At 54.6% G+C, this 15,496-nt stretch carries 17 protein-coding genes; 13 read left to right on the top strand and 4 right to left on the bottom strand.

All coding sequences use genetic code 11. The annotated features are described in order from the left end of the window. Window positions 1-77: 77 nt before the first annotated feature. From Q4E64_RS07335 to Q4E64_RS07325, 3 genes are read right to left on the bottom strand one after another with little or no spacing between them, the layout of a single operon-like run. Window positions 78-857, bottom strand: coding sequence for a transglutaminase family protein (locus Q4E64_RS07335; protein ID WP_303167125.1), 780 nt, complete (start codon window positions 855-857; stop codon window positions 78-80). Between the two features lie 6 nt (window positions 858-863). Further along, on the bottom strand, window positions 864-1,529 hold the full coding sequence (locus Q4E64_RS07330) for an alpha-E domain-containing protein (RefSeq protein WP_303167124.1): 666 nt from the start codon (window positions 1,527-1,529) through the stop codon (window positions 864-866). Continuing rightward, window positions 1,511-2,821, bottom strand: coding sequence for a circularly permuted type 2 ATP-grasp protein (locus tag Q4E64_RS07325; RefSeq protein ID WP_303167123.1), 1,311 nt, complete (start codon window positions 2,819-2,821; stop codon window positions 1,511-1,513). Before Q4E64_RS07325 ends, Q4E64_RS07330 begins: the two co-directional genes overlap by 19 nt. A 181-nt stretch (window positions 2,822-3,002) precedes the next feature. Between Q4E64_RS07325 and Q4E64_RS07320 the strand changes: the two genes are divergently transcribed. Together Q4E64_RS07320 and Q4E64_RS07315 are read left to right on the top strand one after the other, a co-directional pair. Continuing rightward, entirely contained in the window at window positions 3,003-3,248 is a 246-nt protein-coding gene (locus tag Q4E64_RS07320; protein WP_303167122.1) for a hypothetical protein, read from the top strand. A 68-nt stretch (window positions 3,249-3,316) separates the two neighbouring features. Then, window positions 3,317-4,543, top strand: a complete 1,227-nt coding sequence (locus tag Q4E64_RS07315; RefSeq protein ID WP_303167121.1) for an MFS transporter — start codon at window positions 3,317-3,319, stop codon at window positions 4,541-4,543. Between the two features lie 74 nt (window positions 4,544-4,617). Here Q4E64_RS07315 and Q4E64_RS07310 read toward each other — a convergent pair whose 3' ends face one another. Continuing rightward, window positions 4,618-5,169 carry a gamma carbonic anhydrase family protein gene (locus Q4E64_RS07310; protein WP_303167120.1) on the bottom strand — a complete coding sequence of 184 codons (552 nt, stop codon included), beginning with the start codon at window positions 5,167-5,169 and terminating at the stop codon, window positions 4,618-4,620. Window positions 5,170-5,390: 221 nt separating this feature from the next. Between Q4E64_RS07310 and Q4E64_RS07305 the strand changes: the two genes are divergently transcribed. The 11 genes from Q4E64_RS07305 (at window position 5,391) to recO (ending at window position 15,423) form a co-directional block, all read left to right on the top strand. Next, window positions 5,391-6,083, top strand: coding sequence for a TVP38/TMEM64 family protein (locus tag Q4E64_RS07305; RefSeq protein WP_303167119.1), 693 nt, complete (start codon window positions 5,391-5,393; stop codon window positions 6,081-6,083). Next, entirely contained in the window at window positions 6,068-7,477 is a 1,410-nt protein-coding gene (locus Q4E64_RS07300) for a CYTH domain-containing protein (RefSeq protein WP_303167118.1), read from the top strand. The genes Q4E64_RS07305 and Q4E64_RS07300 overlap by 16 nt, the downstream gene beginning before the upstream one ends. Continuing rightward, window positions 7,478-8,683, top strand: coding sequence for a diaminopropionate ammonia-lyase (gene dpaL / locus Q4E64_RS07295; protein WP_303167117.1), 1,206 nt, complete (start codon window positions 7,478-7,480; stop codon window positions 8,681-8,683). An 11-nt stretch (window positions 8,684-8,694) separates the two neighbouring features. Next, window positions 8,695-9,600 carry a fumarylacetoacetate hydrolase family protein gene (locus Q4E64_RS07290; RefSeq protein ID WP_303167116.1) on the top strand — a complete coding sequence of 302 codons (906 nt, stop codon included), beginning with the start codon at window positions 8,695-8,697 and terminating at the stop codon, window positions 9,598-9,600. 258 nt (window positions 9,601-9,858) lie between these two features. Beyond that, window positions 9,859-10,413 (top strand): peptidylprolyl isomerase, encoded by a 555-nt coding sequence (locus Q4E64_RS07285; RefSeq protein WP_303167115.1) that lies wholly within the window; start codon window positions 9,859-9,861, stop codon window positions 10,411-10,413. Window positions 10,414-10,470: 57 nt separating this feature from the next. Further along, complete coding sequence (locus tag Q4E64_RS07280) at window positions 10,471-11,397, top strand: PhoH family protein (RefSeq protein WP_368501543.1); 927 nt, start codon at window positions 10,471-10,473, stop codon at window positions 11,395-11,397. A gap of 23 nt (window positions 11,398-11,420) precedes the next feature. Then, the gene (gene ybeY, locus Q4E64_RS07275; protein WP_303167113.1) at window positions 11,421-11,936 is read left to right on the top strand and encodes an rRNA maturation RNase YbeY; all 516 of its coding nucleotides are present in this window, start codon (window positions 11,421-11,423) and stop codon (window positions 11,934-11,936) included. A 12-nt stretch (window positions 11,937-11,948) separates the two neighbouring features. Beyond that, on the top strand, window positions 11,949-12,356 hold the full coding sequence (locus Q4E64_RS07270; RefSeq protein WP_303167112.1) for a cytidine deaminase: 408 nt from the start codon (window positions 11,949-11,951) through the stop codon (window positions 12,354-12,356). 3 nt (window positions 12,357-12,359) lie between these two features. Further along, the gene (gene era, locus Q4E64_RS07265; protein WP_303167111.1) at window positions 12,360-13,274 is read left to right on the top strand and encodes a GTPase Era; all 915 of its coding nucleotides are present in this window, start codon (window positions 12,360-12,362) and stop codon (window positions 13,272-13,274) included. A gap of 62 nt (window positions 13,275-13,336) precedes the next feature. Further along, on the top strand, window positions 13,337-14,632 hold the full coding sequence (locus Q4E64_RS07260) for a hemolysin family protein (protein WP_303167109.1): 1,296 nt from the start codon (window positions 13,337-13,339) through the stop codon (window positions 14,630-14,632). After that, entirely contained in the window at window positions 14,629-15,423 is a 795-nt protein-coding gene (gene recO, locus Q4E64_RS07255) for a DNA repair protein RecO (RefSeq protein WP_303167108.1), read from the top strand. Before Q4E64_RS07260 ends, recO begins: the two co-directional genes overlap by 4 nt. The last annotated feature ends 73 nt before the right edge of the window (window positions 15,424-15,496 follow it).

Below are 15,496 nucleotides of genomic sequence, written 5' to 3'. Positions count from 1 at the left end.
AAATATGAAAAAAGCCGGCGTCCTGCGATGCCGGCTTGCAAACTTTCTGGCGAATATAAAATTTTAGTGTGCCGCCTTTATTCCAAGGGCTCCTGCGTTACTTTGACGAAAACTCTTTGCTTCTGCTTAACGTCGCCGAAGAAAACGCCCTTGTCCACAATGCAGTCCGAAGCGTCGCGACCTTCGGACATTTTGATATACATATCGTCCACCACTCTGTTATTGGTAGGGTCGACGCCAATCCAATGGCCGCGGGCGTAAACCTCCAGCCAGGCGTGCGTCGCGCCTTCGCCGATCATAAAGCCTGCCACATAGCGGGCGGGAATTTGGCAGCGGCGGCACAGCGCCAGCATAATATGCGTATAATCCTGACAGACGCCCGTGCCCTGGTCGAGGGCCTGCTGCGCCGTGGTCTGGGTGGTGGTGGTATTGGGCTTGTAGATAAAATTATGGTACAGCGCGTCGCTCATGCACAGGGTTTTTTGCACCGGGTCGCGCTGCTGCTGCGCCAGCTTCAGATAATATTCCATACCGTGGGTCAGCGTGGTCTGCGGCGTGGGATAGTAAAACAAATGGTTCAGTTCGCCGCTGTCGATGTTTTCGCTGTTGGTGATGGCCGTGCCTGCGACGCGAAAGCTGAAGTAATCGTGAGCTTCGGCGATATAACCGAAGCACATAGGATTGCCGAAAGCGTCCCAGCTTTTAGTTATCGAGGTCAGCGGCGTAATGGAGCAGGAAAGCTTGACGATACGTTGGGTACAGGTTTCCTTGGGCAGGCAGCGCAGGGCAAAGCTGTGGCGGTAAACGTCGCCGCTGAAGTCCAGCTGCATTTCGTAGTGGAATTTTAGCTTTCTCAAAGCGTATCAATCCTTAAAGATATTGTTGAGGTTTGGCAGAACGGCGCACAAATCGCCGCCGCGTTTTACGGCGTCGCTGACGATGCGGAAATTTTCTTCGTCATAGGCGGCGCAGCTGCGGTGCAGGCGGTATTCCATACGGGTGTAGGCCAGTTCCATTGCTCTACTATCATAATCTAAACGAATATACAAGTCAAGCCTTTCGATATAGCGGCCGGTTTTCATAATGTTGCGGCAGGCGCTGCTCTCCACGTAATCGTCAACGCAGCCCCAGAAGGCGTACAGGTCGTCCAGCACCTGCTGCAAATACAGCAGGCAGAAGGTTTCGCGCTTGGCGTTTTCCATCACGTCCAGCGCCAGCTGGATGTAGCCCAGGGCCGTGCTGCTGATAACGTCGCGCATCACGCTGGCGTTGTCGCAGGCGCGGGAAAGATTGCTGTAGACGGAATTGGGGTCGGTTTCGTCAAAAAGATAATTGACGATGAAATTTTCCTTGCTGCCGTACACGTCGGGAATGTGCAGCTTGGCGCAGATTTTTTTATAGGCCTCCGGGTCCTGGTCCAGCATGGTGTCGTAAGCTTCCATAAAAGTGCGGATGGTGGTGAAGGCGCGCTCGCTGTAACGTCCCAGCCAGTAGAGATGATTTGATTTTTCTAACGAGATAATACCCATGTGTCTTTAAAGCCTCCTCCTTGAGATGAGTTTACAACGAATGAATCCGGGTTGCGCGAAAAACGCGTCAGGCCGCTGGGCCATACTTTCGTTTCCTTGCCGCTGAGGACGAAGGCGCGCAGGTCGGCCTTGCGCAACACCTCCTGGCCGTTGTCCATGATGGGCAGGTCGATAAAGTCGATGATTTCCTGCGCAATAAAACGGCGCGGTTCGGCTTTAATGAGGTCGATGAAGTCGGCTTTCTTTTTGGCGTCCAAATCGCGGCCGAAAAGTACGCCGTAGCCGCCGGCTTCCGAAACGTCTTTGAATACCAGCTTGTCAAAATTAGCCAGCGCGTAATCCCTGTCCTTTTGGTAATACATCAGGTAGGTGGGCGCGTTGTGAGTGATGGAATCCTCGCCCAGATAATATTTAATCATCGCGGGAACGAAGTAGTAAATGCCCTTGTCGTCGGCTACGCCGTTGCCGGGAGCGTTGATGATGGCTACGTTGCCCGCGCGGTAAGCGGCCATCAGATTGGGCACGCCGATGAGGGATTCTGGCAGGAAGGTCAGTGGGTCTAAATATTCGTCGGAAATACGGCGGTAAATTGCGCCGACGCGCTGCGGCTTATCCATCGCGCGGTAATATACCTGGGAATTTTCCACATATAAATCCGAAGGCATGGCCAGAATGCTGTGCGTCATTTCCGCCAGATAAGCGTGCTCGAAAAAGGCGGCGTTGTAGCGGCCCGGCGTCAGGATAACGGAAATGCCGCCGGTGCTGACGTTTTTCATAACGCCGCTCAGCATGGTCCCGTAATTGCGGTTGTCCACCACGTTGTGGCTGGCGTAGGTTTGCGGGCTGGCGATGCGGCACAGCTTGCGGGCAATCAAGGGATAGCTGGCGCCGGAAGGGATGCGCAGGTTATCTTCCAGAATATACCATTTTTTATCCTGCGCCTGCACCAGGTCGATACCGGAAATGTGGGAGTAGATTTTTCCCGGCGGGGTGACGCCTGCGCATTGGGGCAAAAAGCCTTTGGAGGAAAAAACAAATTCTTCGGGAATTATTTTATCTTTAATAATTTTTTGCTCGTGGTAAATGTCGTAGAGAAACATATTGAGAGCTGTGACGCGCTGCACCAGGCCTCGCTCCATTTCCTCAAATTCTGCGGCGGTGATGACGCGGGGAATAGCGTCGAAGGGGAACAGCTGCTCGTGAAAGACGTTGTTTTTGTAAATGCCGAACTTGACGCCGAACCGCGCCAACAGCTTATTGATATTGTCCGTATATTTTATAAGATCTTGCATACGGGGTACTCCTTTCTTTTCTCCTCCCTAAATTTTGGTTTGCTACTACACTCCCTATACCTTTATTTGTAAAGCCAAACGGGCATAAAAAGCAAAAAGCAAAGCCGCGTAAGCGACTTTGCTTATGATAATATTGTAAACTTTTCGTGACAAACTGTCAACACGGAAATATGTACACTATATGACAGTTTTTGAAATAGCACTACAAGATATAGCTTTAACATTTGAAATTTTATTGGCAGACTTGCTTCAAAGACAAACCAATGAGAAAAACCGCCTAGCGGTGGGCGGTATCTCATCAAAATATAAACATTTTGGGGAGAGCCGGCTTATCACAACCGGTTATCTCTTTCATTATTATAAACCCATAATACAAGATAGTCAGGAAATAAAAAATTCACATTATTTTTCGTATAGCCGCAGATGATGGCAGAGCCGCAGTAAAAATGGTATAATAAGTATTAAGAAAGCAAGATTGCAAGCGGGGCGAAAAGAATGATTGCGTTATCTGAAACAGATTCTAAAAATACATATTGGAAAAGAAATCTGCCCGTGCTGTGGATAGGCGTGTTCTTATGCTGCGCCAGCTATACCAGCTGCATTCCCTTTTTGCCGGTGTATCTTTTACGCGAATTGGGCGTGGGGCAGGCGGACGTAAATTATTGGGCCGGAATTACTTTCGCGATTACCTTTTTGGGCAGCAGCATTATGGCGCCGTATTGGGGCGCGCTGGCCGACCACGTGGGGCAGCGCAAGATGGCTATCCGCGCGGGCTTCGGCCTGGCGCTGACGTATTTTTTGACGGGCGCCTGCCAGAATGTGTACCAGCTTTTGCTGGTGCGGGCGCTGTGCGGCGTGGTGGCAGGCTTTGTGCCGGCCTGTATGTCGATGGCGTCCTCGTCCTTGCCGGAATCGCGCATGGGCTGGGGCATGGGCATGATGCAGACGGCGGTGGCCAGCGGCAGTATTATGGGGCCGCTGCTCGGCGGTTATTTGAGCAGCTGGTTCGGAATGCGGACGTCGTTTTTTGTGGGCAGCGCGGCGCTTTTTGTCGCGACGGTGGCGGTGGTGTTTATCGTTAAGGACTTGACCGTGCTGCAGAAGGGCGGCAGCGGCGCTTTCACTTTGCTGAACGATTTGAAGGAATCGCTGCATAACAGGGAACTCGTCTATACGATGCTGATGTTCTTCATCGTGCAGTCCTGCGTGATGCTGATCCAGCCGCTGATTACGCTTTACGTCGGCCATTTGATGAACGCTATGGGCGACGAGGTTATCAAGATGTCCGGCATAATTTTTTCTTTGGCCGGTTTTGCGGGCATTATCGCCGCGCCGTTCTGGGGCAAGCGCGGGCAACGCTTCGGTTATATGCGCACCTTCGCCGTAGTCGCTTTCGTTGCGGGCTTTATCAACCTCTTCCAGATTTTTATTGCCGACGTATGGCAGTTTGCGGCGATTCAGTTCGTTTATGGCCTGTTCCTGGCGGGAGCGGTGCCCAATATCAACGCTAATTTAATTTTAGTCACCGATAATAATACGCGCGGCAAAGCCTTCGGGCTGGTGACAAGCGCGCAGCAGTTCGGCGGCGTGGTCGGCCCGCTGCTCGGCGGCTTTTTGGGTTCGCTGATGCCGACGCGCTACGTGCTGGTGACTACGGGCTGCATTTTGATGTGTACGGCGCTGTATTCGTATCTGACGCGCGTGCGCGGCAAGCAAATTTAAAATGGTAATTGAAAATAAAAATAAAAGCTCAGAGCGGAATTGCAGTTCCGTCCTGAGCTTTTTAAACGCAATGCTTAAACTATTTTTTCGCCGTGGTAGCGTTCGCCGCCGCCGTCGGGCAAGAGGCCGTAGCGTTCGGTCCACAGGGTTTTATACTTGAGAGCTTGCGCGTGGATTGCCTCCAGGCCTTTTTCGTCCAGCTTTTTGATAACCTTCGCGGGTACGCCTGCCACTAAAGAAAACGGCGGTACGACGGTGCCCTTGGTTACGACTGCGCCTGCGGCGACGATGGAGCCGCGGCCGATAACCGCGCCGTCCAAAACGGTGGAGTGCATACCGATGAGGCAGTGGTCTTCTACCGTGCAGGCGTGCAGCAGCGCACAGTGGCCGACGGTAACGTAATCGCCGACGATGCAGGCGTAATTATCGGCTACGTGCAGCACGCTGTTGTCCTGGATATTGCTGTAGCGGCCGACTTCGATGCGGTTGACGTCGCCGCGGATGGTTACGCCCGGCCAAACGCTGGCGTACTCTTTGATTTCTACTTTGCCGATAAGGGTGGCGGTATTGAAAGCATAGGCTTTTTCGTCGATTTTAGGAGCTTGCGCTTCAAATTTAAAAATCATAATGTTTCCCCTCTTTCTCAAATACTTGTCGCTTCTTGACGATTTATTTCTTAAAGCAAACTTTACCTTAATTATATCGAAAGGACTTCTTATGTCAAGGCATTTCACATTTTTATCATGCTACGTCACAGTAATTTTGCAGAAAATCGGCTGGCGGCTTGCATATCGGGCGTCAATAGCTTTATAATAAATTTGAACGGACAAGCAGGAAAGGATTTTATATGAAGAAAACAAGCTTGTATATTATATTGCGGCTGGCGGCGTATGCGCTGCTTTTGGGCGCGGTAGTGTACGCTTTATATATGTCGCCGTATAACCCTCACCCGCGCTCGGCGGAGGATGTGCGGCGGTGGGTAATCGGCTTCGGCGTGTGGGCGCCGCTGATTTACGTCGGCGTGTACACCATTCGGCCGCTGTTGTTATTTCCAACTTTAATATTGAATTTGAGCGCGGGCGTGTTGTTCGGCCCGTGGTGGGGCGTTGTGTTTTTGCTCTGCGGCGGCTTTGGCTGCGCCAGCTTTTGCTATTTGCTGGGGCGCTTTGGCGGCGGCAGCTGGCTGCTTAGTAATTTTGGCGGCAGCTTAGGCGAAAGGCTGGCGTCGTACCTTGCGGGCGAGGGCAGCTTTACGAAAATGCTGTGGCTGCGCACCGTGCCGATTTTCCCTTACGACCCGGTGAGCATTATTGCCGGCAGCGTGCGCCTGCCTTTTAAAATTTACGGCGGCGCTACGGTTTTAGGTATGCTGCCCGGAGCCGTGGCTTATAATTTTTTGGCGGATTCGTTTGGCACGGCGCGTTTTTACGCGGCGCTTTTAGTAACGCTGTTGGCTTTCGGCGTCCCGCTGGTGTGGTGGCGGCGCCGCAGCGGCGCGAACGTCGTCGCAGGCTGGAAAAAATATTGGAAAGGCAAGTGATGGTTATGGATAAGAATACGGAAATCGAATTAAAACTTTTAGTCAGCAAGAGCGATTTGAAAAAGCTTTTGGCTTTGGATTTTGTCAGCGCGGCGATTAGGCCGGATAGCTGCCGCAAGCGTAGGGTCATCAGTAGCTATTACGATACGGCTGATTGGGCGTTTAAAAATAACGGCGTCGCTTACCGCGTGCGCTCCAACGGGGACGGCACTTATGAAGCGACGGTAAAGACTACGCTGCAAAACAGCGCGGGCCTGAGCGAACGCCGCGAGCTGACCGTGCCGCTGACTTCCGCTAAACCGAAGCTGGACGGCTTTGCAGAATTGGGATTGGCAGAAGATTTGCGCGAGCTGGCGCCCGACGGCGTGGGAAAAAAGTTTACCGTGAACGTGCAGCGGACTACGTATCTTATCGATTGGGAAGGCGCGGTTATCGAGCTGGCCGTAGACCGCGGCAAGATTACCGCAGGCGCCGCCAGCGACAAGATAGACGAAATTGAACTGGAGTTAAAAGAGGGAGAAGCGGGAACGCTTTTGGCTTTCGCCGCTAAACTGGCCGCCGCAGCGCCGCTCTTTGCCGAGCCGCGCAGCAAGTTTGCCCGCGGGTTGGCGCTGTGCGGCGTGGAAGCCGACAAGCCCGCCGCAAAAAATAAATTGGGCGACGGCCCGGCTCTGCCGGAACTGCTGAAGGCCGCGCAGCGGTGCGGCGACGCTTTGCTGCTGTGGCAAAATAAAATCAAAGACGGCGCGGAGAATATCGAGGGCGCGGCGCTGAAAGAAACGCGGCGGCAGCTGGCCGCTTTGCGCAGCTTGCTCGCCGTCGGGGCCGAGCTTGCCGGAGAGGATTGCCGGGACGCGGCGCGCTTGCGGGAAGCGTTCGCCGTTGTGGAAAGGCTGGGCGCTTTGCGGGCGCTGCTGCGGCTGTGGCTGGCTTTGTACGAACGCAATAAAGAAATTTTGGGGCGCGGTTATTTGACGAAAAAGCTGAACGCGCTTGTTGCGGAGGAAAACGAAAAACTTGTGAGCCTGGCGCTGCGGGGCGAACTGACAGCCGCAGTTTACGAAGCGGCGGCGCGGTTGTACGCCGTTAAACCAACCTGCGGCGAGCAGACGGCGCTGGCGGCGGCGCGCGCGTGCGTAAAAAATTGGCAGAAGCTTGCGGATGAAAAAGCGGAGATTGTGGAAAATATCTGCGCTCTGGCGCGGCTTGCGGACGGCAAATTTTTTGCGAAAGCGTTGGCGGCCGCTAAAAAACAGCGGCGTCAGCTGCAAAAGCATAACGTGGCGGCTCTTTGGCGGCAGGCGCTGGACGTTTGCTGCGAAACCAGCACCAGCAAGCTGGTCTACCGCGACGCGGGCATAGTTTTGGGCTATATTTTGGCCAAGGAGAAATAAATGCGAGAGATAAAAGCGGTAAGCTGGCGGCAAACGGTTGCCGCGCTCGCTGCGGACTTTGGCGTGGAAGCGGCGCACAGGGCGCAGGCCTTTCACAGCAGTTTTCCCGAATACAGCTGTACGCCGTTAGCGCGGCTGCAGAATTTGGCGCGCGTTTTGGGAGTGCGGGATATTTTCGTGAAGGACGAAAGCAAACGCTTCGGGCTGAACGCTTTTAAGGTTTTGGGCGGCAGCTACGCCATCGGCTGCGAAATCGCCAAACGCTTGGGCGTTCCTATGCGGGAGATGACGTATGAACTTTTAACTTCGCCGCAGGTAAAGGAACGCTTGGGGCAAATTACTTTTGTGACGGCGACGGACGGCAATCATGGGCGCGGCGTGGCCTGGACGGCGCAGAAATTAGAGCAGCGGGCCGTGGTTTTTATGCCTAAGGGTTCGTCCTTGGAACGCTTGCAGAATATCCGCAGCCTGGGAGCGGAAGCGGAGATTACCGATGTGAATTACGACGACGCGGTGCGGTTGGCGCGGCGTTATGCGGACGAGCATGGCGGCGTCGTGGTGCAGGATACGTCGTGGGAAGGATACGAGGAAGTACCGCTGCATATTATGCAGGGCTATACGACGCTGGCTTATGAAATCGTGCAGCAGCTGCGGGCTGCTGGCGGCGCGCGGCCGACCCACGTATTTTTGCAGGCGGGCGTGGGCGCGATGGCCGGAGCCGTAACGGGCTTTTTGGCAGATTATTATCAAGAAGATTTGCCTGAGATTATTATTGTGGAACCGCTCAACGCGGCTTGCTTATACAAAACGGCGTTGGCGGCGGACGGCGCTTTGCATAATGTGGGCGGCGAGCTGCAATCCATTATGGCGGGCCTGTGCTGCGGCGAGCCCTGCAGTTTGGGCTGGCGGCAGCTGGCGGCGCACGCCGCTGCTTTTGCCGCCGTTCCGGACGAGATTGCGGCGTTGGGAATGCGCGTTTTGGGCAACCCGGCGAGCGGCGACGCGCCGATAATTTCCGGCGAAAGCGGCGCGGCGGGGCTGGGACTGGCGGCTGCCGCGCTGCGGGAGCAGGAGTTGAGCTGGCTGAAGCGGCAGCTGGCGCTGGACGGCGATTCTGTAATTTTGTGCGTTTCCACCGAGGGCGCGACGGATTTGGCAAACTACCGCAGCGTTATGTGGGAGGGCGCGTGGAGCTGGAATAAATAAAGGAGGCAATTATGCGGTTCTATACGGCGGAAATAAATAATAAGGAAGAAATTTTGCTGGCTTTTAGCGAGGGCGGCACGATATACAGACTGCAGCGTCTGGCGCAGCTGGCGCCGGAGCTGAAGCTGCGCGATATGCAGGAGCTTATCGAAAATTATGACGCGGCGCGCGCAATTTTAAACCGTTTGGCGGCTAATGAGGACGTGCTGCGAGGAGCCGCCGTCAATTTGGCGGACGTCAAGCTGTGCGCGCCCATTGTGCGGCCGCGGCAGGACGTTATTTGCCTGGGCATCAATTATGAAGCTCATGCCCGCGAAGCGGGGCATTTTTCGGACGAAGCTTTCGGCGGCGAACGGCCCTACACTATTTATTTTTCCAAGCGCGTCAACCGGGCTACGGCCTGCGGCGAAGCGGTGCCTGCTTACGCCGGGCTGGTGGACAGCCTGGATTATGAATGCGAGCTGGGCGTGGTGCTGGGGCGCGACTGCAAGGGCGTAACTGCGGCGGAAGCGCGGGAGTATATTTTCGGCTATACTATTATTAACGACATCAGCGCCCGCAATTTGCAGACCCGTCATAAGCAATGGTATCTGGGCAAAAGCCTGGACGGGTTTACGCCCATGGGCCCGTGCCTGGTGACGGCGGACGAAATCGGCGACGAGCAGAATCTGGATATCAGCTGCACGGTCAACGGCCAGCTGCGGCAAAGCAGCAATACCAACTGCATGATACAAACTGTCTGCGGCGCGATCAGCGAGCTTTCCCAAGGCATGACGCTGCAGGTGGGGACGATTATCGCCACCGGCACTCCTGCCGGTGTGGGCATGGGCATGAAACCGCCGACGTTTTTGCGTCACGGCGACGAAATTGTTTGCCGCATTGAAAAAATCGGCAGCTTAGTAAATACCGTCGATTAAAATTGGCGCTGATTTGGTAAGCGAAAAAGAAAATGAAAATGAAAATGAAAACGAGAAGGCTGGGCTCTGCGGAGCCTGGCTTTTTTCTTTTTGCCCGGCGATTTGCGAGCCGAAAACGCTGACAGAGCCGCGGCAGACGTGGTATAATGTGAATGCTTGGCGATTACGGAGCCGGAGGCGAACGCAGGGCATAGCAGAACATATGCCCTTGTGGTATAATGAAATCATCGAAGTATATTTTTTTGGAGGCTTGTAATAATGAAAAAAATTCTTGTGATATGTATGCTGCTGTTGTGCACCGTTGGGCTTACCGCCTGCGGTCAGGAAAAGGAAACTGTAAAGGCCGAGCCCGCTACGGCGGTGTTCAGCACCAGTATGGGCGATTTTGAAATTAAGCTGGCGACGGATTATGCGCCTAAGACCAGCGCTAATTTTATCAAGCTGGCGCAGCAGGGCTTTTACGACGGTCTGACCTTTCACCGGGTAATCGATAATTTTATGATTCAGGGCGGCTGCCCCAAGGGCGACGGCACCGGCGGGCCGGGCTATAAAATCGCGGACGAGTTCAGCAGTAAGCTGCTGCACGACGGGCCGGGCGTGCTGTCCATGGCCAACGCAGGGCCTAATACCGGCGGTAGCCAGTTCTTTATTACTTTGCGCGAATGCGGCTGGCTGGACGGCAAGCACGCGGTTTTCGGCAAGGTGACCAAGGGGATGGAAGTGGTTTACAGAATCGGCAAGGTAAGAACCGACGCGGCGGATAAGCCGGTAACGCCGGTAATTATCAAAAAAATTACCATTGAGAAGCGATAAGCGGGAGGAAAGAGCTTGACGAATAATTTTGATTTACAGACCCACGACCAGCAGGAAATGGTAGGAATTTGCGGTAAGAACGACGAGCTTCTGCGGATTATTCGCGGCGCTTTTGCCGGCTGCACCTTAGTGGCGCGGGGCACTACCATCAGCGTCAGCGGCGAGGCGGAGGAAGCCGCCGCCTTGGAGCGGCTGCTGCAGGAGCTGCTATTTTTGTACCGTCAGGGGCTGCCGTTGACCAGCCACGACGTGCGCTACAGCATTTATATGGTTAAAGAAGGGCGCTTGGACAGCTTGCACCGCATGTACGCCGATACGATTATCGTCAACAACCGCGGGCGGCAGATTAAGGCCAAAACCCTGGGGCAGTGGCAGTACGTGGAAACCATTCGCAAAAACTTTATTACGCTGGGCATCGGGCCTGCTGGTACGGGCAAGACTTATCTGGCCGTGGCCCTGGCCGTGGCGGCGCTGAAGAAAAAAGAGGTGGAGCGCATTATTCTGACGCGGCCGGCGGTGGAAGCGGGCGAGAAGCTGGGCTTTTTGCCGGGCGATATGCAGGACAAGGTGGACCCTTACCTGCGTCCCTTGTACGATGGGTTGTACGACCTTTTGGGCAGCGACACCTTTCAAAAGTATCTGGCCAAGGGAACGATAGAGGTAGCGCCCCTGGCTTATATGCGCGGGCGCACGCTGAACGACGCTTATATTATTTTGGACGAGGCGCAGAATACCACGCCGGAGCAGATGAAAATGTTTTTAACCCGCTTTGGCTTCGGCAGCAAAATGGTTATTACCGGCGATATTACGCAGATAGATTTGCCCGGCGGCAAGAACAGCGGGCTGAAGGACGCGGCGAAAATTTTAGGCGACGTGCCGGGCATTGGCGTTATTCATTTCAATGAGCGCGACGTGGTGCGCCACGAGATTGTGGGCAGCGTTATCAAGGCGTATGAAGCCTTTGAAAAGCGGCGGGACGCTTAAATGGCGGCGAAGGAGTTTGCAGCATGATTATCAATTTAGAAAACGCTCAGGATAAAATAGAATTGACGGACGCGGTTTTGCAGCGCCTGCGGGAAGGACTGGCGGCCGTGGCCCGGCTCAACGCTTTGCCGCAGGAGTCCGAGGTGGATGTGACCATTGTGGACGATGCGGAAATTCATACGCTGAACCGTGAATACCGCGGCATGGATAAGCCTACGGACGTGCTGAGCTTCGCTTTGGACGAGGATTGCGAGGACAGCGGCGAGCCGGAGCTGAATTTTGACGAATGGGAGCCGCAGGAGCATCTTTACGGCGACATTATTATTTCGGCGGAAACGGCGCTGCGTCAGGCCGAAGAATATGGCCACGGGCTGGAGCGGGAAATGACGTACCTAGCGGTACACGGTATGTTCCACCTTTTGGGCTACGACCATATGACGGAGGAAGAAAAGGCCGAGATGCGCGCTAAGGAAGAGGAAGCGCTGCGGGCCATAAATTTGTCCGAGGAATATTTTGACCATCCTACGGGAAGGCATTGAGGAGGCAAGAAAATGCAGGATATGCGTGCGGAAAATCTTGCCAAAGAGCAGCGAGAGCTGTATGAGCTGGCGCTGGCAGCCAGGGAGCATGCCTACGCGCCTTATTCGCATTTTGCGGTGGGGGCGGCGGTGCGCTGCGCCGACGGAAAATGCTATGGCGGCTGCAATGTGGAAAACGCCTCCTACGGCTTGTGCTGCTGCGGCGAACGCAACGCCGTTTTTGCGGCGGCGGGGGCGGGCCAGCGGCAGCTGGAAGCTTTATGCGTAGTGGCGGACACGCCTGCGCCCGTGGCCCCGTGCGGCGCCTGCCGTCAGGTGATGAGCGAATTTAAGATAAAAACCATACTTTTGGGCAATCTCCGGGGCGATATTAAAATTTGCACATTGGAGGAGCTTTTGCCCTACGGATTTTCATTATAGGAGTTGATTAGCATAGATACGCAAGCGAAGCATTACGCAGGTTTTGCCGCCATGGTGGGACGCCCTAACGTGGGCAAATCCACTCTGACCAACAGCCTGATCGGCGAAAAAATTGCCATTATGTCCGACAGGCCGCAGACAACGCGCAATAAAATTATGTGCATTCTGAATACGGATAACGCGCAGATTATGTTTTTGGATACGCCGGGGATTCACAAGCCCCATCATAAGCTTGGCGAATATATGGTGCGCACCGCTGAAAGCACGCTGCAGGAGGTGGACGTAATTTTATTCGTCGTCGACGCGGCGGAAAAGCGCGGCCCGGGCGAGGATTATATTTTAGAGCTGCTGCGCAAGGTAAAAACGCCGGTTATTCTGGTGGTTAATAAAATAGATAAATTGCCGGACAAGAGCAAGCTGTTTAAAATTATGGACGAGTACAGCAGGCTTTACCAATTTGCCGCTATTGTGCCGGTGTCCGCGTTAAACGACGGGGAATTTCCCGGCTTGGTTGGCGAAATTACCAGGCTACTGCCCGAAGGCCCGGCCTACTTCCCCGACGATATGCTGACCGATCAACCGGAGCGCGTTATCGCTGCGGAAATGATTCGCGAAAAGGTGCTGCGCCTGACGCGGGACGAAATCCCTCATTCCGTAGCCGTTGAGGTGGAAGAGTTCAAGGAGCGGGAAGACGAAAGCGTTTATATCCGCGCCACTATTTTTGTGGAGCGCGATTCCCAAAAGGGCATCGTGATTGGCGCGAAGGGCGGCCTTTTGAAAAAAATCGGCCAGCAGGCCCGCGCCGATATTGAAAATTTATTGTACTGCAAGGTGTTTTTAGATTTGTGGGTTAAGGTAAAGCCTGATTGGCGCAATCAGGACAAGGCCTTGAAGCAGTTTGGTTATAATGTTCGTTAAATTTTTTTTGTAAATTGGCAAAGGAGTGATGACCTATCGACGGCGATCCCGCTATCGGCAGCTTGTGGCTAATCGTTTTGGTGCTGCTGATAGTTTTATTAAACGGTTTTTTTGTAATTGCGGAATATGGTTTGACGCGGGCGCGCAAGGGCAAGCTGGAGGAGCTTGCTCAAGGCGGTTCTTCCCGCGCGTCTTTAGCTGTGCGCGTTTTGGACAAGCAGGAAAGCTATTTGAGCGCCGTGCAGCTGGGCATTACGGCGTCTACCGTACTGCTGGGAATTTTCGGCGGCCGCTTTTTGGCGCTGCTGCTGCATGAAGGCTTAGCCTTGGAGCTGCCTTTGGCCTGGCTGGGCAGCGTGCTTTTGGTTATTTTGCTGCATGTGGTCTGGGGCGAGCTGGTGCCGCGGGCCTGGGCGGCGGTCAGCGAAGAACGTGCCGCTGTGGCGACGGTGTATCCGGTAATTTTTTTGCATTATCTGCTGTATCCTCTGGTGTGGGTTTCCAGCAAGGCTTCGGCGGCGCTGCGCAGGCTGCTGCATATCGCCAGGCCTGTGGAAGATATAGCCCGCAGCGAGGACGAGCTGCGCCGTATTGTCAGCGCCAGCGAAAAGAAGGGGCAGATAGACCAGCTGGAAAGCAGGATGATCGATAATGTTTTTGATTTTGCCGACCGCGTGGCCCGCGAGGTGATGGTGCCGCGGCAGGATATGATTTGCCTTTTTGCCGACGACAGTCTGGCGGAAAATTTAGCGGTGGTGCGTGACAGCCGCCATACGCGTTACCCCTTGTGCGTTGAAGATAAGGACAATGTTATCGGTACGATTCATGTGCGGGATTTGCTGGCTGTCGGCGGCGAGGAGCAGTATGATTTGCGGCGGCTGATGCGGCCCATCGTGGTTATTCCCGAAGCTATGCCCGTGGCTAAGGCCTTGCGCCTGATGCAGCAGCGTCATGTGCAGATGGTGCTGGTAGCCGACGAATACGGCGGCACGGCGGGGCTGATTACGATGGAGGATTTAGTCGAGGAAATCGTCGGCGAAATTCAGGACGAGCATGAGGCCATGGAGCCGGAGGACGTGGTGCAGCTGGCGGACGGCGCTTACGAATTTGACGGCATGGTGCTGCTGGACGATATCGGCGAGCTTTTGCATCTGACCTTTGACGAGGCGGAGGAGGATACTATCGGCGGCTATGTCTTCGGCCTTTTGGGCCGTCAGCCGCAGGTGGGCGACGCGGTGGTTGTGGGAGCGTACTGCTTTAAGGTAATTGAAGCGGAGGGCTTCCGCGTACTGCGGGTGCATGCGGTTCCTTTGCCGGAAAAGCGACAGAGCGCGGCTGATAAAAATAAAATTGATTGACGAAGGGATTTTTCCCGAAGAAGGATGAAATGACGGACAACGAGCGGGAGCTTTTGCAGGACGAAGCGATAGTGCTGCATGTAAGACATTGGCAGACGGCGGATAAATATGTGGTCTGTTTTACAAAAAAATACGGCAAGCTGCGCTTTATCGCTTATGGCGCCCGCTATGTGAAAAATGTGCAGGGGCGACTGCTGCAGCCCTTCGCCTGCGTCAATATCGAGGTGCAGCAGGGACAGAAAATCGATAAGCTGCGCAGCTGTGAACTGGTGCGGCTGCCCCAGGCGTTTGATATGCAGCAGATGGCTTACGGCGCGGTGGCGGCGGAACTTACCGCTGTGCTGACGGAGGACAGAGAACCGCAGGAGGAACTGTACGCTTTGCTCAAGGAAACGCTGGCAACCCTGACTAAACGCAATCCGCGGCTGGTGGTGCTTTCCTTTGCTATTAAGCTGTTGGGGCTGACGGGCTTTGCGCCTCAGCTGAGCCATTGCGTGGGCTGCGGCAGAAAGCTGGAGGAAAAAGACGAGGCCTGGTTCAGCCCGCTGCAGGGCGGCGCGTTGTGCGCCGATTGCCGCGCCGCTTATGCGGGTGAAGGACTGGAGCCCTGCGGCGGCGGTACGCGGCGGCTGTGGCAGTGGCTGGAGCAGTTGGATTTTGCCAAGCCTGCGCCCTTTGCGGTGCGCGGCGGCGATTTGATGGCGCTGGAGCGGCTGCTGTATAAATTTATTTTTTTTCAGACGGATAAGCAGCTTAACAGCCTGAATTTTTTGAATCAGATGCGGTTGTAGCAGACGCCCTTGTGGTATAAAGCTTGTACACAGCGATTTGCGAGCTGAAAGCGAAGCAAGAGCTGATGTACAA

Source organism: Phascolarctobacterium sp., assembly GCF_030531065.1.
GTDB lineage: Bacteria > Bacillota > Negativicutes > Acidaminococcales > Acidaminococcaceae > Phascolarctobacterium_A.
The sequence above is the reverse complement of the archived record's forward strand: the minus strand, read 5'-3'. Positions and strand labels throughout refer to the sequence as shown.

Excerpts from the sequence above, each read along its gene's own strand:
- ybeY (WP_303167113.1), top strand. The coding sequence starts at position 11,421 with ATGATTATCAATTTAGAAAACGCTCAGGATAAAATAGAATTGACGGAC.
- Q4E64_RS07270 (WP_303167112.1), top strand. The coding sequence starts at position 11,949 with ATGCAGGATATGCGTGCGGAAAATCTTGCCAAAGAGCAGCGAGAGCTG.
- Q4E64_RS07325 (WP_303167123.1), bottom strand. The coding sequence starts at position 2,821 with ATGCAAGATCTTATAAAATATACGGACAATATCAATAAGCTGTTGGCG.
- Q4E64_RS07330 (WP_303167124.1), bottom strand. The coding sequence starts at position 1,529 with ATGGGTATTATCTCGTTAGAAAAATCAAATCATCTCTACTGGCTGGGA.
- Q4E64_RS07305 (WP_303167119.1), top strand. The coding sequence starts at position 5,391 with ATGAAGAAAACAAGCTTGTATATTATATTGCGGCTGGCGGCGTATGCG.
- Q4E64_RS07280 (WP_368501543.1), top strand. The coding sequence starts at position 10,471 with ATGGTAGGAATTTGCGGTAAGAACGACGAGCTTCTGCGGATTATTCGC.
- dpaL (WP_303167117.1), top strand. The coding sequence starts at position 7,478 with ATGCGAGAGATAAAAGCGGTAAGCTGGCGGCAAACGGTTGCCGCGCTC.
- Q4E64_RS07290 (WP_303167116.1), top strand. The coding sequence starts at position 8,695 with ATGCGGTTCTATACGGCGGAAATAAATAATAAGGAAGAAATTTTGCTG.
- Q4E64_RS07320 (WP_303167122.1), top strand. The coding sequence starts at position 3,003 with ATGACAGTTTTTGAAATAGCACTACAAGATATAGCTTTAACATTTGAA.
- Q4E64_RS07285 (WP_303167115.1), top strand. The coding sequence starts at position 9,859 with ATGAAAAAAATTCTTGTGATATGTATGCTGCTGTTGTGCACCGTTGGG.
- Q4E64_RS07315 (WP_303167121.1), top strand. The coding sequence starts at position 3,317 with ATGATTGCGTTATCTGAAACAGATTCTAAAAATACATATTGGAAAAGA.
- Q4E64_RS07310 (WP_303167120.1), bottom strand. The coding sequence starts at position 5,169 with ATGATTTTTAAATTTGAAGCGCAAGCTCCTAAAATCGACGAAAAAGCC.